Below are 22,846 nucleotides of genomic sequence, written 5' to 3' on the forward strand. Positions count from 1 at the left end.
ACCCTTTTCAGTAATTGTTTTTACTGAAATGCGATTAACAATCACGAGGCACAGATTTGACCACAACAAACCCAGAAAGTTTACAGCAGCCTATAAAAAACAACGATAATTCAGAGACTCTGTGGCATTTGTATATAGTGCAAACACGTTTAGGTCATTGGTACACTGGGATCAGCACCAATGTTGAAAAGCGTTTTATGCAGCATCAAGCAGGGAAAGGAGCTAAAAATTTAAAGGGAAAAGGGCCTTTAACACTTGTCTATCAACAACAAGTGGGCAACCGAAGTGAAGCAACTAGATTAGAAATTAGTGTAAAAAAGCTCAATAAAGCGCAAAAGAAGCAGTTCGTTTTAACATCTGAACTACCGAAGTAACTAGCTAGGTAGTTTTTCGACAAATTCAGCTATTTTTTTCATTGCAGATTCAAATAAAGTAAAGTCCATGTGCGCCGTAGTGTCGGTACTTTGGTGGTGGTGTTTGTCATGCCCTATGCCAAAGTAAATGTAAGGGATCCCCACCTTAGCGAATGAATAATGATCACTTGCTCTGCGCCAATCGACATTGAGGTCAAATAACCGATTTAGTCTTGCAGATGAACTTGTTGCCATAAAGGTTATTTGTTTATCCGATAGGGTTTTAATGTCAGTTTGATATTGCGCTAATGATTGATTATCTAAAAACGCATAAATACGCGGTTTTCGTGGGTTCACAACGAGCATATCTAAATTGATATTAAGTTTTATCTCGTCTTTATTAAGCGTTGATACTAAATATTCGCTACCGTGCAGGCCATTTTCTTCTGCGTCGGTTGCTACAAAAACTAACTGATATTGCTTAGGCTTTTCTGCAAAGTAACTGGCTAAATACAATAAAGCAGCAACACCGCTGGCATTGTCATTGGCGCCCGGGTAAAGCCGACTTCCTTTTTGCCCTAAGTGATCATAATGGGCTGTAAAAATGATTTTTTCACACTTCTCGCAATGACTACTTTTGGTCGCAACAACATTCCGCCCAAAAGCCTTGCCAAAGAGCCCTGACTGATAAGCAAATGTTTGCTCATCAACAGTGTAACCAAGTGAAATAAAGCGCTCAGAAATAAACTCAGCGGCTAACTGAGCGCCTTGAGTCGCCGTTTTTCGCCCTGCAAATTGAGCTGATGTTAGCGTGACGACGTCTTGCTCTAAGTTTGTATTGGCAAAAGCTTGCCCGCAGTGAAGCAGCAGGGCACTACTGGTAATGAGTAAGCTTAGCTGTATGCGAGCGAAGCGCTTGTAATTTACCTTCATAACGCTGTTTATCATGATCAAAGTCTGCTTTGTCGTTTGCTAATGTTAAGTGCTTTTTAGCAAGCTTTAGGTCACCTAATTGGTAATAGGTACGTGCTAAACCAAAATCAGTATCATGCAGAGTAGGGTTTAAGTCACGGGCTTTTTTGTAGTGCTTAATGGCATCTTGATAACGGGCCGTTGTATAGGCGTCATTACCTAAAGAAATATGATAATAGGGGTTTGCTTGGCGCTTTTTATCAAGCTTGGCTAATATTGCTTGGCCGAGATCTTGGCGATCAGTGAGGTTATAGAGCCTTGCTAAATTGCCTAATGCGGTGTTGTTATCTGGATCTAAACTAATCGCGTATTGGTAGGCCGTTTCAGCATTTTCATAGTCACTCGTTAATCTGAATAATACCCCAAGGTTGCCCCATGCACCTGAATAGTTGCTATCAATATCAACTGCCGCTTTGTAATAGCTAAAAGCAGTATCATAATCATGTTTTAGCATCGCAGCTGCGCCTTTATTGTTATAAAACATTGCTGTGATGCGGGCTTTATTGATGTTGCTGGTTTTAAACGCTTCTTGGCGGCTGTTAGGGTCAAAGTCTATCACTAAAGAACGTTCTTCTGGGTAAATGACTTTTCTATTTACCACGAGCTTTTGAGCCTCACTTACTTTTAAGTTGATATGGCCTGTGAGTAAATTAAAACCATTATCAAGTGCCCAATATTCTGGGATATGCACTTTTTGAAACTGTCCTTCAAGGCCGAGGTAGTCAGCAAGGCTATAGGCTAAAATCGATAACGATAAACAATTGGCGTTTAAATTTGAGTAGGCTTGACTAGCGGTTAAGGTAGCACCAGATTGATAAGACAACGAAGCATCACCATTTTGCAACAGGAACTTCAGCAAACGCTTAGTGCTTTGCAATGACCGACTGTCTTTTGGAAAGGCACTATCAAGTTGTGTCCGAACATGTTCGCTCAGAGCAAAGATCTCTTCTTGAGTTTCAACCTCAATTGGACTGAATTCAGTACTTTGCGTTAAAGCTAGTGGGGGAGGTGCTGATTTATTTTCTGTGCTACTACACGCGGTTAATAAGCAAAAGCTTGATACTAAAACGATGGTAAATGATTTCATCTGACCCTCTTAATTCTTGGCCTAATACCTTTTAAGTATAGGCCGTGAATGCAAAAGGGTCAGTGTTAACTGTTACAAAACGTGTCAGCGTTTATCGAAGGTAGCAACAAGGTCGTCAAGGGTTTGCGCACTGTTCGCTAAGTCTTTGATTGCTTGTTCACTGTCGATTTGTTCACGCATAACATTGTCACTAATATCACTTATTTGCTCAATGTTACGGCCCACATCTGCCACTACGTTACTTTGCTCTTCGGTAGCAGTTGCTATTAATGTCGCCATATCGTTTATTTCATTAGCAGCATCGTTGATGGCATTGAGCAATTCAACTGAACTTTGCATTGCATCAACACTCAATTGAGCTTGCGATTTCGAGTGGTTGATGTGATTAACCACTAAATCAGACGTGTTCGTTAGCTCACTGATCATGGTTTGAATTTCAGTTGTTGACTGTGACGTGCGATTTGCAAGTGCTCTTACTTCATCTGCGACAACAGCAAAGCCTCGACCATGCTCACCGGCACGAGCAGACTCAATCGCCGCATTAAGTGCTAATAGATTAGTTTGCTCAGAAATCCCTCGGATAGAGTCAACGATACTAGCAATAGCTTGCGTTTTGTTTGCCAGCTCGTTTACTTGCTCGGTGATATTATCGATATCACATGCCAGCTCAATAATTGCTTCTTTACTTTGCGTTACCTGAGTATGGCTTTGTTCAGTGTTCTGCTTACTATTCTCCGTGAGTTTAGCCGTGTTCGTCGCGCTTGAGGCAATTTCTTGCACTGTCGCACCCATTTCATTAATCGCCGCGGCAACCGAGATAGTTTGCTCTTTTTGATTATCTAGCGCTTCAGAGTTCTTCTGTGCTTGTTTAAATACATGCGCTGCACTTTGTCGGATTTCACTACTTTCTTGGGCAACTTGGCTGATTGCAGTTTCAATCTTAGAGATAAATTGGTTAAAGCCTGCAGATAAGTTAGCAAGTTCAGGCTGCTCGGAAGCAGGTAAACGATATGCTAAGTTTGCATCACCTGAACCTAAACGCGTAAATAACTCAGCCATTTTCGACAGTGGCGATGAAAGCGTGCGTGCAAGCACTAAACCGGCAAAGCTTGCGATCAGCGCAATGACGATTGCAAAGCTAATAATTTGCCATTGTAAAACTTGGATACTCGAAAACACTTCATGCTTAGGTACTTGGGCAATAACAAATAAATCAGTGTTTTGAATTGGGCTTGCTGCCACTAAGGTTGCTTCACCATTAAGATCAATTTCTTGTAAATTGAAGTCGCTTTGCGTTAGCAGTGTACGCGTGATGCCTGTTTTATAAACGTCATCCAATTTAGCTTTAGCGACTTTGTTCTCGTCTTTATGAAGTTGAATTAGCCCGTTTTTGTCTGCAACAAATACAAAGCCTGTTTTTTCAATTTGAAAGCGTTTTAGCATGGCCTGCATATCGTCAATGCTTTTAGCAAGACCTGCTAAACCAATGCCGTTAGTTTGCTGGTGGTTAACAAACATTTTTACATCAGTGGGTGATTCTTGATAAATACTGATAGAAAAAGGCTGCGCAGTTTTGGTAAACGCAAAAAACCAGCCATCTTGCTCTTGCGTTAAAACACGTAAGAAGCCGTCTTGGTTCCAATATTGTGCCGTTTCACGATTAGCCCACGAAGCAGTTGCTAAATCGTATTGCTTAACAAGTCGGTTAAGCTCTTTTAGCAGTGTTTTATCATCATTATTGCCTGAACGCGCCCACTCTAATACAAATTCGTTACTAGAGAGTTGCTCAGCTGCACTGATCATTTGATTTATATCGTGAGTAATATAGTTAACAATTGCTTGAAGTTTGCTAGGTAGCTCAGATTCAATCATTCGTTGTTCGATGATTTGTTTTGCACTGTATATCGCTGTTGCGCCGATTAACGCAGCAACAATGAGCGCAATTGAACTGCCAAGCAGTGTAATTTTTTTAGTAATGGTGAGTTGATTTAACGCCATGAAAGTGTCTTAGTTTACAACATTTAAGTCAGTAATTTTAGCATACACTTTATAGATGACGAATCAATGTAGGGACAAAAAAAAGCCCAAAGCATATAAGCAATTGGGCTTGGTTTCTAACAAGCGAAACTTACTTTCCAGGGTTAAACAATTTTCTTCATTGCTGACATGTAACCACGTAGCTTGCTACCAATGATTTCAACCGGGTGCTCGCGTAGTGCTTTATTCACGGCAATCAAGGTTTGGTTATCAACTTGGTTGCTAGCACTATCGAGGCCTTTACCAATCACATCAGTGTCGATGTCTTTCATAAAGTCTTGTAGAAGCGGTAAACACGCGTGGTTGTATAAGTAACAGCCATACTCTGCAGTATCTGAAATAGTTCGGTTCATTTCGAAAAGCTTCTTACGCGCAATAGTGTTTGCGATAAGCGGCGTTTCGTGAAGTGATTCATAGTAAGCAGATTCAGCGATGATACCTGCTGCAGTCATGGTTTCGAATGCAAGTTCAACACCTGCTTTAACCATGGCAACCATTAAAATACCTTGGTCGAAGAATGCTTGCTCGCTGATTTCTTGGTCAGTATTTTGTTGCTTTTCGAATGCAGTTTCAGCTGTTTCTGCGCGCCATGCTAGTAATTTTGCGTCATCTTCAGCCCAGTCAGCCATCATACCGCGTGAGAATTCGCCGCTGATGATATCGTCCATATGCTTGTTATAAAGTGGGCGCATTATTGTTTTAAGCTCTTCACTTAATTCAAATGCTTTCACTTTTGCTGGGTTTGATAAACGGTCAAGCATGTTAGTTACACCACCGTACTTAAGTGCTTCAGTGATCACTTCCCAACCATATTGGATTAGTTTTGACGCGTAACTTGCATCAATGCCTTTTTCGACCATTTTATCAAAGCAAAGTAGTGAGCCTGTTTGTAACATGCCACATAGAATCGTTTGCTCACCCATTAAGTCAGATTTAACTTCTGCAATAAATGATGATTTTAGTACACCCGCACGATGGCCACCGGTACCTGCTGCATATGCTTTCGCTTGCGCTAAACCATGACCTTGAGGGTCGTTTTCTGGGTGAACAGCAATTAATGTTGGTACACCAAAGCCACGTTTGTATTCTTCACGTACTTCTGAACCAGGGCACTTAGGTGCAACCATGATCACTGTTAAGTCTTCACGGATCTGCATGCCTTCTTCAACAATGTTGAAACCGTGCGAATAAGCAAGTGTTGCGCCTTGTTTCATTAACGGCATGATAGCATTAACAACAGCCGTATGTTGTTTATCAGGTGTTAGGTTTAATACTACATCTGCTGTTGGGATAAGCTCTTCATAAGTGCCTACGGTAAAACCATTTTCAGATGCGTTTAAGAAAGATTGACGACGCTCAGCAATCGCTGATTCACGTAATGTGTAAGAAACATCTAAGCCTGAGTCACGTAAATTTAAACCTTGGTTAAGGCCTTGTGCGCCACAACCGACAATAACGAGTTTTTTCCCTTTTAAAGCATCTACGCCATCAGCAAATTCTGATGGGTCCATGAATTCACATTGCGCTAATTGCGCTAACTGCTCTCTTAAAGGAAGAGTATTAAAATAATTCGCCATTGTTAGTGTCCTATAAATACAAGTTTGTTAGAAAATCAAAGAACCGACGTAGTGTTCTTTGTATGTGTTAACACTATGCAATTTTTAACCTTGCGTAAAATGATATATTTGAATTAAAGTATTTCATAAAGTGAAATGGTGGCCAAATGGATCATAAACATCTTAATTATTTTTTAGCATTAGCTAAGACGCCGCACTTTGCCAGAGCGAGTGAGCTTTGCCATATCAGTGCGCCAACCTTGAGCCGTAACATCAAACAACTCGAAGAAGAGGTTGGGGTAGTACTGTTCAATCGTGATAATCGTACGGTTAAATTAACTCGTGAGGGAGAGTCATTTATTGAATACGCCAATGCGACGCTCGCTAACTGGCATCGTTTCAAAGCAAATGTACAAGAGCCGCAACAACATATTTATGGCAATGTCAGTATTTATTGCTCCGTGACAGCCTCATATAGCTTTTTGCATCAAATACTCGAGCAACTGCGAATGCAGCACCCACATATAGAGATTACCCTCAATACCGGTGATCCTGCTCTTGCCATAAACCGCGTATTAGATGGTCATGAAGCGATGGCGATTGCCGCAAAACCTATTAAGTTACCTGGGCAAATAGCGTTCACCAGTATTGGCTATTCGCCTTTGGTTTTGATTGCACCCAAAATTGCTTGCCCAATTAGCGATAAGCTTTCAGCAAGTGAGCCAATTGATTGGTCAGATTTAGAATTTATTGTTGCAGAGCAAGGTTTATCAAGGCAGCGGCTTGAGCAATGGTGGCGTAAAAAAAATATTCACGGTCGAATTTACGCACAGGTTGCAGGCCATGAAGCCATGGTTTCTATGGTGAGCTTGGGCTTAGGTATTGCCATGGTGCCAAAAATTGTACTGGATAACAGCCCACTTAAAGATAAAGTACAAATAGTCAGTGATGCAGAGCAGACGATTACGGGTTTCGAAATTGGCCTCGCTGTTCTTAATAAAGAGCGCCACGATCCGGCACTCAATGCAATTTGGAGTATTGCTCAATCGCTTACTCAGCAAGCGATTTAACTTACTTTCTCGTAACCACTACTTTATTGTGAACAATATTATATTGATACAAATATCCTAATTCCGTTTAGGTATTTAGTATTGGTTTTTGTAAAAAAAGTTCGTGGTTTTTGCTGGTTTTGCATTTGCAAAATCCTTTTTCATTGATTTTTTTAAAGGGGTTGATACCGTATTTTAAAATAATAAAATTTTCATGGCCTAGACTCATGATACTCACAGCGCAAGCCGACCATTCTTTAAGCTACTCGAGCCATTGTTTGAAGCTCGCAATTCCTCTAATGGTAAAGTACAAAATGCCAATTACACCGCTCAATTACGCGCTTTGGTATTGCTATGTGAGTGAAAAAAATCAAGACTTAAATAAAGAGCTTGATAGTATTATTAAAAAATATAAAACTTGTGATCATGAGCAAGCGAAGCGACTTTTCAATAAATACCTTTCCAAAGACGATCTAAATCTGTTTTATCAACTCTCTAGCGGTTTTAACGATGTGGTGGGTAAAGTGCACCAAGATATCAATGAGGCGCTAGCTTATTCCGCTGAATTTAATCAGGCTCTACAAGAGTGCCGTGAAACGTTAAATAAAGCAGACATCAGCCAAGAGAGTGGTTTTGATGATGTGCTGGATTGTGTTGAGCGCTTAAGCGATGAATCGGCGGCACTGCAAAGTCGAGCTCAGGATTTTCAAAATCAGCTTGCGATGGCTTACTCTGAAATTACAGAACTAAAACAAGAGCTTGTTAGGTCACGAAGTAAGGCAGAAAAAGACCCTCTGACAGGGCTTTATAACCGCGGTAAATTTGATGAAGATATCACGCGGTTTTGCCAAACCAATGACTTAGCTGAAGTCGCTGTCCTTACTATGGTTGATATCGATCATTTTAAACAATTTAACGATACATTTGGCCATCAAAAAGGAGACCAAGTTTTGCGTGCAGTGTCTGCAAAACTCCTTAAACATGTCTCAAGTGTCGGTCAAGCTTATCGTTATGGGGGGAAGAGTTTTGCTTCACCGCGCAGTTTGCAAGCATCAGTGATATGACCAACTTCACTCAACAACTACGTCAAGCTGTAACCAAATTACAAATCAAAGATCCTAAATCTAACAAGGTGTTAAGCCAAGTAACTGCCAGTTTTGGTATTGCGATAAAAGCTAAAAATAGTAACCCAGAACAACTCATAGCAAAAGCTGATAAAGCGCTCTATTTAGCCAAAGAGCATGGCAGAAATCGCATAGAAATCGTCGAAGAGTAACAAACTTAATCGATATATGTATCAAATTTGTGAATAGTTGTAACCTTGCAACGACAGTTTGTTCACATCTTGGTATTATGTTCTTATTGCAGAAATCTCTTTGGTCGTACAATAACAATGAAATCTCAAACGATCAGGATGTGCGTAGTGGTGTATGCCTTGTTTGGCATGCTATTGAGTCAAGCAAGCGCTGATGATTCAACGCGCACTGAACGTGAAAGCCGTGTGGCAAATCAACAGATTGATACCCAGCAGTGGCACCTAAGTATTAATACGGGAGCAGGGGTGATCACGAATCCCCTTCATGGAGGTGATAACTTACCTTTAATCGTACTGCCTGAAATCGCTTTTTATGGTGAAAAATGGTTCTTTGATAATGGCCGTTTAGGCTATTCATTCCAAGAAAGTGATACTCATGTTGTTAATTTCGTTACCGAGTTCAACCCTGAGACTCGCTTCTTTATTGATTTTCACCCAAGCAATGTTTTTGCACTGCAAACATCGAATAGCTTTATTGTTGAATCGACCACCAGTAATGAACTGGCAGAAAAGTCGGTATCGACGAACGATATTAAAAAAAGGCGCTGGGCATTAGATGCTGGCTTAAGCTATCACTATATTCATAATAATCATGTGATCTCTTTACAGGCATTAGCCGATGTTTCGGGCGTTTATAAAGGTCTTCGTAGTGCCTTACAATGGCAGTCACATCATCGAATAGGAAACCTATCTGTCGCACCTAGCCTAGGGGTTTGGTACAAATCAGCCAGACTAAATGATTATTTTTATGGTTTATCGGCTAAAGAGTCCTCATATGGGGAAATAGATGTTGGCAGTAGCTGGCAACCTTATGCTAAAATCGACGCCCGTTGGCCCCTGAGTGAGGCTAATTCTCTTCGTTTTCATTTAGCATATTATGACTACTCAGCCGTGGATGACAGTCCGCTTTTTGAACACACGTACTCGATGACTGCATTTATAGGATTCAATCATATTTTTTAATATGAAGTATTTTGTTTTTAGTCTGTGTGTGTTTGCTGCTGTTATTTGGGCTACCCCAAGCCATGCGCAAGCGACTCAGTTTGATATCACGCCAAAAGTGTGTGTTGTATTACAACAGCACGAATTTTGTGATCTTGAGTTAAAAATCAGCTGGCAATCACAGCTGCCTCAAGATGTGTGTTTGTTTCAAAATAACCAACAAATTCAATGCTGGAACGACAGCAAAAAAGGGCTATACAGCCATAAAGCGCGGGTTCAGGTTGAAACAATATACTCCTTAGTCAATCCGCACACGGGGAGCAAAATTGCGACCGCAAAAGTCGAAGTGCAAAGCACCGAAGCAAAAACAACGAGGCGTAGGTTACGCTCACCGTGGAGCTTTTTTTAATTCAGGAGCAACCAATGGCAAAGATTTTACTTGTTGAAGATGATCTCGGCTTACAGCAGTTAACACGTGATTACCTTCAACATAATGGGTTGGATGTTGCGGTCCTTGAACGCGGCGACGAAGTATTTGAATACCTAGAAAACAACCCAGTTGATTTAATGATTTTAGATGTCATGTTACCGGGTAAAGATGGCTTTAGTGTTTGCCGTCAGGTACGTGACAAATTTAGCTTACCTATCTTAATGCTGACAGCCAAAGGTGAGGACTTTGACCAAGTGATTGGCCTAGAACTCGGAGCAGATGATTATGTTATTAAGCCTGCTGAACCACGCGTTTTATTAGCGCGCATTAATGCGTTGTTACGCCGTGGACAGGCTAGCACTAAAGCACCTGAAGAGCTGAGCTTTGGTGATTTAAGCATTGATAAAACCAGCCGCATTGTTACACTTAAAGGTAATGAAATTACACTGACTTCTCATGAGTTTGAGCTGCTTTGGTTGCTTGCGTCAAATGCAGGTGAAGTGTTAAGTCGTGAGCATGTTCATCAACATATGATTGGTCGTCAGTATGATGGTTTAGACCGAACCGTTGACGTACGTGTATCACGTATCCGTAAGAAATTAGGTGATAACAGTGATAAGCCATATCGAATTAAAACAGTTTGGGGACAAGGTTACCTTTTCGTATCTGACGCTTGGGATATGTAATTATTAATGGGGAAACTATTTGCTAGCTTATATCTTTATATAATAGTTTCTCTGTTTCTTGTTAGTGGGGTCATAGAGCAGTTATGGCCCTACGAAGAAACCCAACAACAAATAGCCCTTGACCAAGAATTTGGTAAATCTCTGTGGTTATTAAGCCAAACTGAAAATGGCTTAGCAAAACTTCAGCAAGAATTTGCAAGTGAGATCATAAATCTCACTGATCTAGCACTCCCTGATGACCTAAAAACACAGCTCAACAATGACCATTACCTGTATTTGTTTAATCAAGAGCAAAAAGTGGTTTGGTACATAGCTCTTAATGACACTCAGCTTTTACATGTAGGCCCTTTGTCTGTAGCCAATCCTAATTTTAGCTCTGTTTGGCCCTACTTCTTGTTATTGACCGTGATTGGCGTGCCAATTGGGCTGTGGAGCCTATTGCTGTGGCGCGATTTTAATAAACTTACTCTTGCTTGTGAGGCAGTAGGAGGGGCACAAGACTTTGAACTTCACGATGCCTCTAAATCATTTTTTCTGCCGATTACGGATACACTCAACGCGATGCAAGAGCGCATTCAATACCTTCTGGCAGCGCAGCAAGAGCTGACTTCTTCCGTTTCGCATGAATTTAGAACCCCTTGCGCGTTTAAAGTTCGCTGTTGCGATGCTTGAAGAGCAAATCGAGAATGAAAAATCCTACACTTACATTGATAACATGCAGGCAGATATTGCAGAGCTTGAAGCACTGGTGTCAGAAATGCTTGAATACGCGCGACTTGATTCACACCAACCAAGCTTAAAGCCCCGTTCCTGTGACCTGACAGCGCTTATTAACAGTGTGGTTAATAAACTTGAGTTTGCTACAGATATAGAGGTCGCAGTGAGTGCTCCTAAGCAGCTTTACTACGAGTGTGACGAGCATTTTATGGCGCGTTGTATTCAAAACCTATTAGGTAATGCACAAAAATACGCAAATCATAAAATTAATGTTAGCCTTGAAGAGTTGGGTGATTCGATACAAATAAGTGTTGAAGACGATGGTCCTGGGATCGCGAAATCTGAGTGGCAAAGTATTTTTAAGCCATTCACTCGCCTAGATAAAAGTCGTGATAAGAAAACCGGCGGCTTTGGATTAGGGCTTGCCATTGTCGCTAAAATTGTTAGCTGGCATCAAGGGCAGTCTGAGGTGTGTGACTCACCATTAGGTGGAGCTAAATTTACTATTCATTTGTTTAAAAGTAACTCGCTATAAATTGCAGGCATAAAAAAAGCGCCTAGGGCGCTTTTTAAAGATTAAAACCAAAAATAAACAAGTAGCAAAGTAATAGACCGCACTTAAATATAAAAGTTCGAAAAAAGTTTAATTATTTTTCATCTAATAATGGCATCAGCATTTTTTCGAGACCGTTGAGCTTCACTTCATACATCATCGCCAGTTGTGCACCTAACTGAGAATCAGGAAATCCTTGTTGTTTAAACCACACTAAATAAGGTTCAGGGAGCAACAATAAAGGGCGACCAGCGTATTTTCCAAATGGCATCTTGGTATTTATGGCGCGTTTGAGTTGAGCTGTATCCATCTTTATCTCAAAGAAATTTTAAAGTCAGATAATACGGTAAAAGGGGAGAGAAAATAGGCTGTGACGGGCAAGAAACAGCCTATTTAGTGAGGGATGTAGGCCCTCTAAATTACAACCACTAAATCGATTACAGCAGTTTAGTGTAGTTGGTAACGACGCTTTTTCGTAAAGCCAAGCTGTTTTAGCTTAACGACGATAGTCGGGTCGTCAATTCGCTCAGGTGTTTCACTGTCACGAAGAAAATGATCACTTGGTACTTGATATACATCGAGCATCTTGTTGAACAGCACCGTTCTGATATCCATTGCAGTCATGCCATTCTTTTGTAACTCATCAAGTTGCTGCTGAATATCTGAAAGTTTCCCGGTACGTGCATCATCCGTGTTTGCTAAAAACTCGTTGGTAAACTTATTTTTCATTTAAACAACCTCAATCCATCTAACAAGTGCTGTGAAATAAACAGCGGTACAACAACACTGTTAAACTTTTTTGTGTTAAAAATAGATACTTAGCTAAGCATCTTGAAATTAATTCTACTCTTTTTTTAGCCTGATTGCTAATCTGGATGTAAAGCTTTGTAAATAAGCTTGACCCAATAGAGGGACTGATTTGATTTGCTAAGAAAACAAGTTAGCCAACTAACTGAATACAGTGAAAATAATTCTCAGTACCATGAAAAGGTACCGAGAATTATTTTTTACATTAAGAGAAAAGTTTTTGTTTTACATGCTCTGCGAAGCCGCTACCAGCTTCTAAATAGAAGTTATATGTGGAATCAACCCCCATATCTTCTAGTTCTTTTTGCTGATCTGGGTAGTTTGCAATAGCTGTAACCTGACCTTGATAGCCTGAAGCTCGAAGTTGTTCCAACGCAAATATATTTTGCATATGCTTTGGCATAGCAAGCATCACCATACCCACATGGGAGTGATTCACTCGCTGCCAAAAGTCTGGGTCAGTGGCATCGGCTAGTAACACTCGGCGGCCACGTTTTATGTGTTTTTCAACCACATCTGGCTTGATATCAATGCCCGCAACGAGATTTGGGTGTGTTTGACTGATTGTTTCATAGGCACCCGTACCAATGCGGCCCATACCAAATATAACGATTTTAGTGTCATTTAGATTTACCGGCAGCTCTTCTGCAAGACGGCTGTTACTTTCAAATTTAAGCAACCAATGTTCAATTTTTACATACACTTCATTCGAGCGTTTATTTAAAGGTGATGCGAGTATAAAGGTGATTGACACAGCGATAGCCATAACAGCGAGCCATTCAGACGTGATTAGATTGCTAGTGGCTGCAACAGCGCAGACAATCAAGCCAAATTCACTGTAATTAGCTAAGCTAAACGCGCTTAATAGTGAAGTACGAGCACGCAATTTGAAAGCGTTTGTCAGCACATAATAAAGTGCAACTTTTAATGGCAAGACTAAAATTACGATGAGTGCAACAATCACAGCGTTGCTGGTCAGCTCTGCATTCAAACCAATATTTAAGAAAAAACCAACAAGTAATACGTCTTTTAAATTAAGCAGTGATTTTGATAGCTCACCGGCTTTTTTATGCGACGCGAACATCATACCGATGATCAACGCACCTAAATCACCTTTAAGGCCTGCAAACTCGAAGGCTTGATAACCAATAATTAGCGCAAAGAAAAAGCCAAACAGGGGCAATAACTCACCGTGCTTTGAGCGATTTAATACCCAAAACATCACAGGGCGTAAAATAGGTAAACCAACCAATAATGCCAAAGCCCAAATGTTCGGGGCTTTACCAGTACTGATGGCTAGGAATATGACGGCAAAGATATCTTGCATAACTAAGATACCAATGGCGATTTTACCATGGAGGCTTGCCATTTCACCGCGTTCTTCAAGTACTTTTACAGCAAAAACGGTGCTTGAGAAGCTAAATGCAAAACCGACTAACAATGCACTTTGCCAACTAAGTTCGTTAAATAAAGGCAGTGCAAGGGCTCCTAGCAACAACATAAAACCACTAAAGAGCGTACTGCTTAAAACAATATGCATTGAGGCGGGCGCCCAAACTTGTGGTTTCATTAAATTAGATACTTTGAGCTTAAGACCAATGCTGAACAATAACAAAGTAACACCCAAGCTTGCCAACGTATTTAGCAGCTCGGTTGTCTTATATCCATATAGGTTGAGTGCAAAACCTGCTAATAAAAAGCCGATAAGAGGAGGCAGCTTTAGCTGGTAAACAGCAAAACCACAAACGAACGCGGTAGCAAAGTAAATTAGTTCCATAGTTTTTCTTTTGACTTCATTTGCTAGAAGTGTAGCGAAATATTTGTTGTTGGAAAACAATATCAGACAGTAAGAGTTCAAAAAATAAGCACTTATACATGATTTATTGATTAATCCACCAAAAGCATCATTTTTTCGCTGACATTAGCTTTTAATTGTGGTTAAGATGCATTAACAAAGGAATTTAAGCCATAGGTTAGAAGCTGGCTTAAGGAGAAAAGATGTTTAAGAAAATCCTTGCATCAGTAGGTATTGGTGCAGCAAAAGTTGACACTGTACTTGAGACAGAGCATTTACAACCGGGTCAAAAATTTAATGCCGTTATTGTTATTAAAGGCGGCGATGTTGATCAAGACATATCGGGTTTAGACTTAGCACTGATGACGCGTGTTAAAGTTGAAAGTGAAGATGGTGAGTACTTTACAAACCATGTGATTGAGAAGTGGCGAATTACAGATATCGGCACGATTGCAGCAGGTGCTGAAAAACATATTCCATTTGAAGCGCGACTGCATTCAGAAACACCGATCACCGAAATTAACGCTGGTTATAACCAATCACATGTGTGGCTTGAAACAGGCCTAGATATTGATTTAGCCCTTGATCCCACTGATCGTGATGCACTTCACATTTATCCTAATGATGCCGTGAGCACGTTAATGGAAGCGATGGATAGACTTGGCTTTAGCTTAGTCAAAGCGGATGTTGAAAAAGGCTTCTTAAGAGCGCCGACATTCCAGTCACATTCGGGTTGTTATCAAGAGCTTGAGTATCGTCCAAATAGCCGAAGCCTGTTTGGCTTACAAGAGATAGAGTTGTCGTTTGTGCCTGAAGCGCATAAAACCCATGTACTCATTGAGCTTGATCGTGCCTTTAGAGGGGATGGTTACGTCGATTTAACCATTGAGCATGATCATGTAAATCTATCGCAGCTGTGTGATCAGCTAGAACGATTATTTGCTTAAAGGCTAACGACTGAATAGCGAGTTAAAACCCAGCTACGGCTGGGTTTTTTGTCTTCATTAAGGAGCATTATGTTTTCTATTAAAAGTTATAACGAACTCAGTAAAGATGAGTTATTTGCCATTTTACGAGTGCGGGTTGATGTATTTGTGGTAGAGCAAACTTGCCCTTACCCAGAAATTGACGAAGTGGATAACAATGCGCAGACCCAACACGTGTTCTTGTTTAAAGGTCAGCAGGTGGCAGTCTATGCACGATGTTATAAAAAGAATGAGCAATTTAGCGCATTTGGTCGAGTGTTGGTTGCAGAGCAATTTCGTGGTGAAGGACTCGCAACCAAGCTGGTGCAAACCGCGATAGATACATGTAAAGAGCATTGGCCTGACAAAGCGATTATGATTGGTGCTCAGTGTTATTTAACAGGGTTTTATCAGCAATTTGGTTTTGAAAATGTGGGCGATGATTACCTAGAAGATGGCATTCCACATCAAGATATGTGTTTGAAGTAGCCTAAATGGCCACTTCAAACATAAACATTTTTTAGCTTAACAGAGAGTTAGCAAATACGAGCGAAATGGCTAGTGGGCAAATAAACTTGATATACCATGGCCATACTTTCCAGAAGAAACTATTTGCAGCTTCCGGGCATCCTTGTTGAATTTCTTTTAGTAACGACGCGCGATGCCAAATCCAACCAACGAAAATACAGCACATCAAGCCAAGAACAGGTTGTCCAATCTTAGTAGTTAAAGTGATCACAAAACCAAATAGCGTGCCTAAGTTAAAGACAATTGTAAAACTAATCAGGGCAATAATACCGCCAATGATCCAAGTCGCTTGTACACGCTTTAGCGCAAAACGCTCAACAGCATAAGAAACGGGTGCTTCTAGCATCGAAATTGATGAGGTTAACGCTGCAATACTCATTAACGCGAAAAAAGCAAAACCAACAAAAATACCAACATTGCCCATGCTAGTGAAAAGCGCCGGTAGTACTTGGAATACAAGCGTATCTTCAGAAAGTAGTGCACCCTCGGCGGAAAAAATTTGTACGCCTTGTGCCTGTGCTACATACATTGCAGGAATAATAAGTAAACCGGCTACAAAGGCAATGAACACATCGATTAAAGTCACATAAGCACCTAGTGATACTAGGTTTTCTTTTTTGCTAATGTATGAGCCGTAGATGATCATTACGCTAGTACCAAGCGATAATGAGAAAAATGCTTGTCCTAACGCATTCACTAATAACTCAGGGTTTAAAATCGATGAAAAGTCTGGCACTAAATACGCTTTTAAGCCTTCCATTGCGCCATCTTGAGTCATTACATAGATGATTAGCATAAATAAAATGCCTAACAGGGCAGGCATTAAGCGCTTAGACCATTTTTCAATGCCGTTTTCGACGCCTTTAGAGATAATTGCAACGGTTAAAATAATAAATGCGGCAGTAAATATTAGATTTCTTGATAGTGACTGCTCACTAAGCCAAGTGCCAGCTTGCTCTTGCCCCGCTAATTGCGCAACGGGTTCGAGTGTCGCACTCAGCATCCAGCCTGCGACGATAGCATAGAAGCTTAAAATTAAACCCGCACAAATAATACCGCCAAAACCTACCATGAAGGCAAACTTCTTTTGCCATGCTTGATTTGTTACTTTTCGAAGTGAAGTGACGGCATTAGCTTGACCATGACGACCAATTACTAACTCAGCCATTAAAGCAGGATAAGCAAGACAAAATGCTAACACTAAATAAGCCACTAAAAATGCGGCACCGCCATTACTTGCAGTTTGCGTTGGGAAACCCCAAATATTTCCTAAGCCAACAGCAGAGCCTGCTGCAGCCATAATAAATCCAAAGCGGGAGCTGAACTCCCCACGTGATGCGCTCATATTATTGTTACTTCTCTATTTGTGACGGCGCTGACAATCTACTTGAATTAACACTAAATAAAAAGGGTTAATCATCCGCATTTTCGTTGTTCTTCGTTATGTGCGAGTTGTCAGCGTAGAATTCGTGCAATTGCGCATTACAATACGAAACAATTAACACAATTGAAACCGCTTTAGTGGCTTTTATTTTGGATTGTTATGCTAAAACACGCGCCACCTAGCTGCTTACTTTTTGATACTTCCACCGTACCATGATGCCAATCAACCACTTTCGCAACGATAGCAAGCCCGAGCCCGTAGCTTTCGCCATCTCGATTGCGATGCGTTTGTTCTTGGAAAAATGGACTAAATACTTTTTGCCAGTTCTCTTCGCTGACACCCGGGCCGTCATCTTCAATTTTAATCATAACGGACCCACTGGTAATCGTAGTACTGAGTAAAATTTCTGATTCAGCAAAGTCGCAAGCATTACTTAATAAGTTAACAATGGCGCGAGCTAACCAGTGCAAATCAGCACAAATATCACCGCCTTCAACGTGGTGATTAATACGCAAGCCCTGTTGCTCAAGCTTAGGCTCAATCTGATGGATTAAAGTCAAAATATAGGTTTCTAGATCAGAATGATTAAAGGTCAGCTGATTCGCTTTTTGCTCAAGGGTTGCAAATGCTAGATAGCTTTTTAGCATTGACTCCATTTGATCTAAGTCGTTTTCCATTCGTGCAAGATACTCAAGGCGCTTTTCGTCATTGCTACAATCTTGCGCTGCCTCTAGGCCAAACCGTAAACAAGCGATAGGTGTGCGGATATCGTGAGATAAACTCGATGCCATCAACTTATTCTCATCAAGAAGTTTTTCAATTTGACTCGCCATGCGGTTAAATGTCAGCTCAACATCTTTGATATAGGTAAAGTGAGATACGTGAATACGACTTTTTAAATCACCTTTAGCAAAGCGCTTTGCTGCTTCATTCAAAACGGTTAAACGCTTGGCGAGTGGCGCAATAATAAAGCCCATAAATATGCATAACCCTGCATAGAACAACAATGTCAGTAAAACATCGTTGCCTTGCTCATGCGTTAAATCTTTATCTAAACGCATTTTTAGATGGTGCGTATTAAGTGCTGCATCACTGTAAAGTAAATAGTAGCCTTGTTGATCTTCGAGGATAAGACCGCTCGGTTGGGTTATTTGTGATAATAGTGAATGGGGAAGTGCAAGCGATTGTGTCGGACGATATTCAAGTTGCACTGCAAAGTCTTGATTAATATCCGTGATAGCTTGCTCGCGCTGTTTAGCGTCAAGCTTAGCGAGTTGTTTTGCAAACCCTTTAATCATTTGTGTTTCGCTAGAAAACACATCTTGAGGTGTTTGGGTTTGTTGGCTAAAAGCATCAATTAGCCAACCCAACACGATGATTGAAAGCAAAGCACTACCGAGTAGCGAAATATAAAATTTTTTCACAGGCGCGCGTCGTTATTGCCAAGCGGTGGCAACAAGTAAATAGCCTTTGCCCCAAATGGTCTTAATTTTTTCAGGGTGCTGTGGATCATCATTAAACTTCTTTCGTAATGATGAAATCAGCACATCAACACTTCTGTCCAAGCCATCATATTCACGCCCTTTGGTTGCCTTAAATACCGCATCACGAGAAACCACTTGTCCTGCATTACTTGCTAAATAGTGGAGTAAAAGGTACTCAGCGCTTGAAATATGGACCTCTTCGTCTGCTAGGTAAACTGTGCGTGACTCCGTATTGATTGATAACTTACCTACATTGATAAGCTCAGAGTTTGTGCTTGATTCGTGTGTATCTGACTTAGAGCGAAGAGCTGCTTTTATACGTGCTAATAAAGCGCGAGGGCGAACGGGCTTCATCATGTAATCACTAGCACCTACTTCAAGGCCAATTACTTCATCCATTTCATCATCACGTGCGGTGAGCATAATAATCGGGGCCTGATAAAACTGTCTTAAATCACGGCACACACTTATACCGTCTTGACCCGGAAGCATAATATCTAACAACACTAAGTCAGGGTTTGTTTTACGTACCTGCTCAACGACTTGGTCGCCACGTTGGCATATTGTTGTTTGGTAGCCTTGTTCAATTAAATATTCCGCAACCCAATTGGCGAGGGAGATATCATCTTCAACTAATAAGATAGTTCCGTAATGTTCCATTATTTACTCCTGCTTAGAACAGTCGCCAACGACGTTTCTTCTGACGATTTTTATAGACCCACTGTAATTGTATTTCAGTGCTTGCGACAACCTTACCGTTATCACTGCTTATAAGTTCAAAACCTATGGTTTCTGCTGAATCAAATTGGTATCTAAATAAGCCTTTTTGTTGCATCAACCAACATTGCATTATGTGCTTGCTCTGTGCGTTGCGTAAGCAGTAATTGCCAATTTGTTGCTGATGCCAAGTTATATCAACCTCAGCATAGCAATTTCTGCCCTCTCGTAGTGCAACGCACGTATCGGGCAGGGCAATGAGTGCATTTTCAGCTTTTTTCTCACCTTCTGGCTGTTGCCCTGCTAGCAATGGCCCTGACAGTAATAAGGTAAAGCACAAGTAATACTTAGAAAACATAACGCACGCCTACCTTGGCTTTATGCTGATACTCTTGAGAGATAATAGGGCTTTGGTGAATATCGTTTGAAAACCAAGTCGATAACCAACCAGTTAAAAACACCCAATGTCTGTTAATTGGGTACTCTGCATGAAATTCAAAAATAAGACTGTAAGAGGTATCTGGGCTATATACAGGGCGAGTGGCCAAGGCTTCAGAGTCTGAAATGCCAAAGTAGTAATTTGTAAAGTCTTCTGAGTAGGCACTTAAACCAACGCCAGAGCGAAACTCCCAATTCCGCCAAGGGATAATCTGGCTAAAAAACGAATTCATTACCCAGCCATTGTGTGCCCCCGACACGTCATGTAAGTACTCAAATGAAATTTGCGAGTTTTCAAAACGGCGCGATAAACGAAGACCTACATCAAAATCGTAGTCGCGCGTTCTAATACCTTCGAGTTCTTTAATGACATCATTGCCGTAAATGTTTAAGCCTGTTTCATCAAAGCCTGATTGAATATTAGTACCGACAATATCTAAGCCCCATTCAAATTTATCGATAACGCTGTAACCTAAGGTTAAACCACCACTGAGTTGGCTTTGATCGTAATCGAGGTAAAAGCTGTCGTAAGAAACGGCGAGGTGAACGTCTGGCTCTATGCCATCATTGTAAGAGTCCATGCCTACAAGGTAAGAATCTTCAATGTAGTACCCTAAACCTATGCCCCAGTCCCATGCAAAGCCTTGGCTTGGTTCTAAAGTATTGTCTGCATAATAGCGGTTACTTGCTTGGCTTGTAGCGCTAAGCAGGGTTAAACACGTCAATAATAGGGCACTGTAAACTCGCAACGTTGCATCCTTGTCTGTGAGAAAGGGTAATAGCTTATAGTATATTGTTAAGGAGTTCCTGTAATCTGTAAAAAAATGTAGTGGCAGAAATTGGAAGTGTAAGAAAGTGTTACGAATTCAAAGAGGGGCGCTGCTTGCCTATGGGCAGACAAACAGCGTATTCAAACTACTGAACTTTTATTTTATCGATTAAAATGCTGCTCAAGTAATACTGCATCATAGGTGTAAGTGCACTAATTTCTGTTCGGTTACAGGGACCTTGCTCTTTTTTAAAGGCGTTCATTCGTGTAATCGTTTGGTAAGCTGGAATCGTTACGTCTTGATTAACACGCGCCATACGAGCTTGTTCAGAGTTTTGCTCGTGCACAAAACTCGCAACTTCTAATTCATTCTTTATTAGTTGCTGTTGTTCAAAGCTATAAATTAACGGTTCACGGTGAAAGCTTGCGCTATCTATTGATGATTTTGCAAACCAAACAACGTCACCGGTTTTTTTGTGGGTAAGGCGCATGCTTACCTGACCTAAAATCGTTGCACATTGCTGAACAGGGAACTGTTTTGCCACTTCCTCGAATAAAGGCAATGGTTTTTCGGGTTTCACCAATTTGTATTCTGTGTCTTCAATGAGCTCAAGGTCTAACTGATGAATTGATAGGGTATAGTCAGCTTGTACGCCTTCAGCGACAACCTTTAATTGCTTTGCTGTCAGTGCTTCAGTGATTTGCGAATAAAGTGTATCAGTGACACTGGTTTTATCAGCAACGATGCTCACAGTTTGGTTTTTACTTACAGCATGTGCAGGTAATTGTACTGACTTTACTTTAGGCGCCGCATGCTCTGTTTGATACTCAACTTGAAAACGTTGGCTCTGTAAGCTAGGTTTTTTTGGCATAGCAAGTAATGGCGCAGGTTCAGGTTTTAGAGCACAACCAGCTGAAATTAAAGTAAAAAACAAAACTACAAATAAGCGCATAAAGATTAATCTACCCATAAATATTTAAGATTAAGCGTATTGTACGTTAGTCGAGACAAAAGTTCATGATAATATGTGATCAGAAACTTCCTAATCAGACTTAAAAAAATAAATAATGAAGTACAGCTTATCTTTAATACCTTTTTTCCTTTGTTCTTTATTACTGCTCTCAATGAGTAGTGAAGCTGCTTCGAGTGATAAACAATGGCAAACTTTCGTTGCTGATTACAATAAACACCTTACCCGTAAACTACGCAGTAAAGGAATTCCGGGCGGATCTCTGGCAATTGTTAATATTGGTCAGGATGATTTTATTCGTGGCATCGGGCGAACAAAAATTGAAAATGGTCGCAATGTTGATAAGCATACCCGGTTTCGGTTAGCGTCAGTTTCAAAAACCTTTGCGGGTTCTTTAACTGCAAAGCTGGCTGCACAAGGGGAATTTAATATTGATGATCCTATTAGTAAGTTTATTCCCGCTTTTGCTAACACTGCTTATAAAGATGATTTAAAAATTTACCATATACTCAGTCATTCTAGTGGCTTGGTCCCTAATGCGTACGATAACTTAATCGAATCGCGGATGAGTTACCCAGATATCGTTGCGCAACTATTAACCGTCGAGCCTATCTGTAAACCGAGCGAATGCTATGGGTATCAAAATGTGATGTTCAGTTTGATTGACTCTGTCATTTTTCAATCAACTCAGATGGATTACTCACATTGGATTTCTGAATATATTTTTGCGCCATTGAAAATGGTCGATGCCAGTGTAGGCTTTGATGAGATGGTTAAAGACGATAACTACGCACACCCTCATGTACGCGGCCGAAAACGTTGGTATACATCACGATTAAAGAAGAACTATTACAAAGTCCCCGCAGCTGCGGGAGTGAATGCTAGCGCAAATGATATGGCTATCTGGTTGAATGCGCAGTTAGGGCAGTACCCAGATGTATTACCGTTAGAAGCATTAATTAAACAAACACGTCCTTATACCCACACTAAAAAAGAGACTCGTCGTAGAGTTTGGCGTGAACATGTTAAAGATGCTTATTACGGGCTAGGCTGGCGTGTATATAACTATGATGATGAAGTGCTGTATTACCATAGTGGTTGGGTACAGGGGTATCGCGACGATATTGTGGTATTTCCGCATCTGAATATAGGTTTTAGCTTAGTGCTAAATGCAGAAACGGGTTTGATCAATGAATTAACTACCGAGTTTATCAACCGGGTACTTAAGTACACCCGAGAACAAAAATAGTGCGAGTCAAAACGTTTAGTTACAAATTCGTGCAAAATTATT

The 22,846-nt window shown here is 40.7% G+C and carries 21 protein-coding genes and 2 pseudogenes; 10 read left to right on the forward strand and 13 right to left on the reverse strand.

The window, feature by feature from the left end:
* The first annotated feature begins 56 nt into the window (after positions 1-56).
* The gene (locus P4S60_RS05075; protein WP_119852111.1) at positions 57-374 is read left to right on the forward strand and encodes a GIY-YIG nuclease family protein; all 318 of its coding nucleotides are present in this window, start codon (positions 57-59) and stop codon (positions 372-374) included.
* Here P4S60_RS05075 and P4S60_RS05080 read toward each other — a convergent pair whose 3' ends face one another.
* From P4S60_RS05080 to ilvC, 4 genes are all read right to left on the reverse strand, one after another.
* Positions 375-1,286, reverse strand: coding sequence for a M28 family peptidase (locus P4S60_RS05080; protein ID WP_337115234.1), 912 nt, complete (start codon positions 1,284-1,286; stop codon positions 375-377). It lies immediately after the preceding gene.
* Entirely contained in the window at positions 1,228-2,412 is a 1,185-nt protein-coding gene (locus P4S60_RS05085; protein WP_337115235.1) for a tetratricopeptide repeat protein, read from the reverse strand. The genes P4S60_RS05080 and P4S60_RS05085 overlap by 59 nt, the downstream gene beginning before the upstream one ends.
* 84 nt (positions 2,413-2,496) lie before the next feature.
* Positions 2,497-4,410 carry a methyl-accepting chemotaxis protein gene (locus P4S60_RS05090; RefSeq protein ID WP_337115236.1) on the reverse strand — a complete coding sequence of 638 codons (1,914 nt, stop codon included), beginning with the start codon at positions 4,408-4,410 and terminating at the stop codon, positions 2,497-2,499.
* Between the two features lie 143 nt (positions 4,411-4,553).
* On the reverse strand, positions 4,554-6,026 hold the full coding sequence (ilvC, locus tag P4S60_RS05095; RefSeq protein WP_063700109.1) for a ketol-acid reductoisomerase: 1,473 nt from the start codon (positions 6,024-6,026) through the stop codon (positions 4,554-4,556).
* A 146-nt stretch (positions 6,027-6,172) separates the two neighbouring features.
* Between ilvC and ilvY the strand changes: the two genes are divergently transcribed.
* The 6 genes and pseudogenes from ilvY (at position 6,173) to P4S60_RS05125 (ending at position 11,679) form a co-directional block, all read left to right on the forward strand.
* Complete coding sequence (gene ilvY, locus P4S60_RS05100) at positions 6,173-7,075, forward strand: HTH-type transcriptional activator IlvY (protein ID WP_337115237.1); 903 nt, start codon at positions 6,173-6,175, stop codon at positions 7,073-7,075.
* Between the two features lie 701 nt (positions 7,076-7,776).
* Positions 7,777-8,330: pseudogene (locus tag P4S60_RS05105) on the forward strand (GGDEF domain-containing protein).
* Positions 8,331-8,498: 168 nt separating this feature from the next.
* Positions 8,499-9,332, forward strand: coding sequence for a MipA/OmpV family protein (locus P4S60_RS05110; protein ID WP_337116825.1), 834 nt, complete (start codon positions 8,499-8,501; stop codon positions 9,330-9,332).
* Position 9,333: 1 nt separating this feature from the next.
* Positions 9,334-9,720, forward strand: coding sequence for a DUF3019 domain-containing protein (locus P4S60_RS05115; RefSeq protein ID WP_337115238.1), 387 nt, complete (start codon positions 9,334-9,336; stop codon positions 9,718-9,720).
* 14 nt (positions 9,721-9,734) lie between these two features.
* On the forward strand, positions 9,735-10,427 hold the full coding sequence (locus P4S60_RS05120; protein ID WP_063700102.1) for a response regulator: 693 nt from the start codon (positions 9,735-9,737) through the stop codon (positions 10,425-10,427).
* 6 nt (positions 10,428-10,433) lie between these two features.
* Positions 10,434-11,679, forward strand: a pseudogene (locus tag P4S60_RS05125) (ATP-binding protein).
* A gap of 112 nt (positions 11,680-11,791) precedes the next feature.
* Here the strand turns inward: P4S60_RS05125 and P4S60_RS05130 are convergent.
* The 3 genes from P4S60_RS05130 to P4S60_RS05140 form a co-directional block, all read right to left on the reverse strand.
* The gene (locus P4S60_RS05130) at positions 11,792-12,007 is read right to left on the reverse strand and encodes a DUF3820 family protein (RefSeq protein WP_062564309.1); all 216 of its coding nucleotides are present in this window, start codon (positions 12,005-12,007) and stop codon (positions 11,792-11,794) included.
* A 137-nt stretch (positions 12,008-12,144) separates the two neighbouring features.
* Positions 12,145-12,426: a hypothetical protein gene (locus P4S60_RS05135; RefSeq protein WP_063700098.1), complete on the reverse strand. Its 282-nt coding sequence runs from the start codon at positions 12,424-12,426 to the stop codon at positions 12,145-12,147.
* Between the two features lie 283 nt (positions 12,427-12,709).
* On the reverse strand, positions 12,710-14,281 hold the full coding sequence (locus P4S60_RS05140; protein WP_337115239.1) for a cation:proton antiporter family protein: 1,572 nt from the start codon (positions 14,279-14,281) through the stop codon (positions 12,710-12,712).
* Positions 14,282-14,502: 221 nt separating this feature from the next.
* On the opposite strand from P4S60_RS05140, the gene P4S60_RS05145 reads away from it, so the two are divergent.
* Both P4S60_RS05145 and P4S60_RS05150 read left to right on the forward strand, forming a co-directional pair.
* Positions 14,503-15,246: a sporulation protein gene (locus P4S60_RS05145; RefSeq protein ID WP_337115240.1), complete on the forward strand. Its 744-nt coding sequence runs from the start codon at positions 14,503-14,505 to the stop codon at positions 15,244-15,246.
* A 66-nt stretch (positions 15,247-15,312) separates the two neighbouring features.
* Positions 15,313-15,753 carry a GNAT family N-acetyltransferase gene (locus P4S60_RS05150; protein ID WP_442961497.1) on the forward strand — a complete coding sequence of 147 codons (441 nt, stop codon included), beginning with the start codon at positions 15,313-15,315 and terminating at the stop codon, positions 15,751-15,753.
* A 31-nt stretch (positions 15,754-15,784) separates the two neighbouring features.
* Here P4S60_RS05150 and P4S60_RS05155 read toward each other — a convergent pair whose 3' ends face one another.
* From P4S60_RS05155 to P4S60_RS05180, 6 genes are all read right to left on the reverse strand, one after another.
* Positions 15,785-17,137, reverse strand: a complete 1,353-nt coding sequence (locus tag P4S60_RS05155; protein ID WP_337115242.1) for a sodium-dependent transporter — start codon at positions 17,135-17,137, stop codon at positions 15,785-15,787.
* 173 nt (positions 17,138-17,310) lie between these two features.
* Positions 17,311-18,600: a sensor histidine kinase gene (locus tag P4S60_RS05160; RefSeq protein ID WP_337115243.1), complete on the reverse strand. Its 1,290-nt coding sequence runs from the start codon at positions 18,598-18,600 to the stop codon at positions 17,311-17,313.
* A gap of 12 nt (positions 18,601-18,612) precedes the next feature.
* Entirely contained in the window at positions 18,613-19,320 is a 708-nt protein-coding gene (locus tag P4S60_RS05165; protein WP_337115244.1) for a response regulator transcription factor, read from the reverse strand.
* Positions 19,321-19,333: 13 nt separating this feature from the next.
* Complete coding sequence (locus tag P4S60_RS05170; protein ID WP_337115245.1) at positions 19,334-19,735, reverse strand: DUF3019 domain-containing protein; 402 nt, start codon at positions 19,733-19,735, stop codon at positions 19,334-19,336.
* On the reverse strand, positions 19,725-20,564 hold the full coding sequence (locus P4S60_RS05175; RefSeq protein ID WP_063700084.1) for a MipA/OmpV family protein: 840 nt from the start codon (positions 20,562-20,564) through the stop codon (positions 19,725-19,727). Before P4S60_RS05175 ends, P4S60_RS05170 begins: the two co-directional genes overlap by 11 nt.
* Before the next feature lie 166 nt (positions 20,565-20,730).
* Positions 20,731-21,537 carry a hypothetical protein gene (locus P4S60_RS05180; protein ID WP_337115246.1) on the reverse strand — a complete coding sequence of 269 codons (807 nt, stop codon included), beginning with the start codon at positions 21,535-21,537 and terminating at the stop codon, positions 20,731-20,733.
* 115 nt (positions 21,538-21,652) lie between these two features.
* Between P4S60_RS05180 and P4S60_RS05185 the strand changes: the two genes are divergently transcribed.
* A complete protein-coding gene (locus P4S60_RS05185; RefSeq protein ID WP_337115247.1) occupies positions 21,653-22,804 on the forward strand; it encodes a serine hydrolase domain-containing protein in 1,152 nt (383 codons plus the stop codon).
* Positions 22,805-22,846: the final 42 nt, after the last annotated feature.

Origin of the sequence: Pseudoalteromonas sp. Hal040 (assembly GCF_037162425.1) — a bacterium.
In the GTDB taxonomy this organism is placed as follows: domain Bacteria; phylum Pseudomonadota; class Gammaproteobacteria; order Enterobacterales; family Alteromonadaceae; genus Pseudoalteromonas; species Pseudoalteromonas gelatinilytica.

What these genes read in the sequence shown, in the direction of transcription:
- P4S60_RS05115 (WP_337115238.1), top strand. Translation starts at nt 9,334, where the DNA reads ATGAAGTATTTTGTTTTTAGTCTGTGTGTGTTTGCTGCTGTTATTTGG.
- P4S60_RS05155 (WP_337115242.1), bottom strand. Translation starts at nt 17,137, where the DNA reads ATGAGCGCATCACGTGGGGAGTTCAGCTCCCGCTTTGGATTTATTATG.
- P4S60_RS05170 (WP_337115245.1), bottom strand. Translation starts at nt 19,735, where the DNA reads ATGTTTTCTAAGTATTACTTGTGCTTTACCTTATTACTGTCAGGGCCA.
- ilvY (WP_337115237.1), top strand. Translation starts at nt 6,173, where the DNA reads ATGGATCATAAACATCTTAATTATTTTTTAGCATTAGCTAAGACGCCG.
- P4S60_RS05145 (WP_337115240.1), top strand. Translation starts at nt 14,503, where the DNA reads ATGTTTAAGAAAATCCTTGCATCAGTAGGTATTGGTGCAGCAAAAGTT.
- P4S60_RS05135 (WP_063700098.1), bottom strand. Translation starts at nt 12,426, where the DNA reads ATGAAAAATAAGTTTACCAACGAGTTTTTAGCAAACACGGATGATGCA.
- P4S60_RS05180 (WP_337115246.1), bottom strand. Translation starts at nt 21,537, where the DNA reads ATGCGCTTATTTGTAGTTTTGTTTTTTACTTTAATTTCAGCTGGTTGT.
- ilvC (WP_063700109.1), bottom strand. Translation starts at nt 6,026, where the DNA reads ATGGCGAATTATTTTAATACTCTTCCTTTAAGAGAGCAGTTAGCGCAA.
- P4S60_RS05185 (WP_337115247.1), top strand. Translation starts at nt 21,653, where the DNA reads ATGAAGTACAGCTTATCTTTAATACCTTTTTTCCTTTGTTCTTTATTA.
- P4S60_RS05110 (WP_337116825.1), top strand. Translation starts at nt 8,499, where the DNA reads ATGCTATTGAGTCAAGCAAGCGCTGATGATTCAACGCGCACTGAACGT.
- P4S60_RS05090 (WP_337115236.1), bottom strand. Translation starts at nt 4,410, where the DNA reads ATGGCGTTAAATCAACTCACCATTACTAAAAAAATTACACTGCTTGGC.
- P4S60_RS05080 (WP_337115234.1), bottom strand. Translation starts at nt 1,286, where the DNA reads ATGAAGGTAAATTACAAGCGCTTCGCTCGCATACAGCTAAGCTTACTC.
- P4S60_RS05130 (WP_062564309.1), bottom strand. Translation starts at nt 12,007, where the DNA reads ATGGATACAGCTCAACTCAAACGCGCCATAAATACCAAGATGCCATTT.
- P4S60_RS05120 (WP_063700102.1), top strand. Translation starts at nt 9,735, where the DNA reads ATGGCAAAGATTTTACTTGTTGAAGATGATCTCGGCTTACAGCAGTTA.
- P4S60_RS05140 (WP_337115239.1), bottom strand. Translation starts at nt 14,281, where the DNA reads ATGGAACTAATTTACTTTGCTACCGCGTTCGTTTGTGGTTTTGCTGTT.
- P4S60_RS05085 (WP_337115235.1), bottom strand. Translation starts at nt 2,412, where the DNA reads ATGAAATCATTTACCATCGTTTTAGTATCAAGCTTTTGCTTATTAACC.
- P4S60_RS05165 (WP_337115244.1), bottom strand. Translation starts at nt 19,320, where the DNA reads ATGGAACATTACGGAACTATCTTATTAGTTGAAGATGATATCTCCCTC.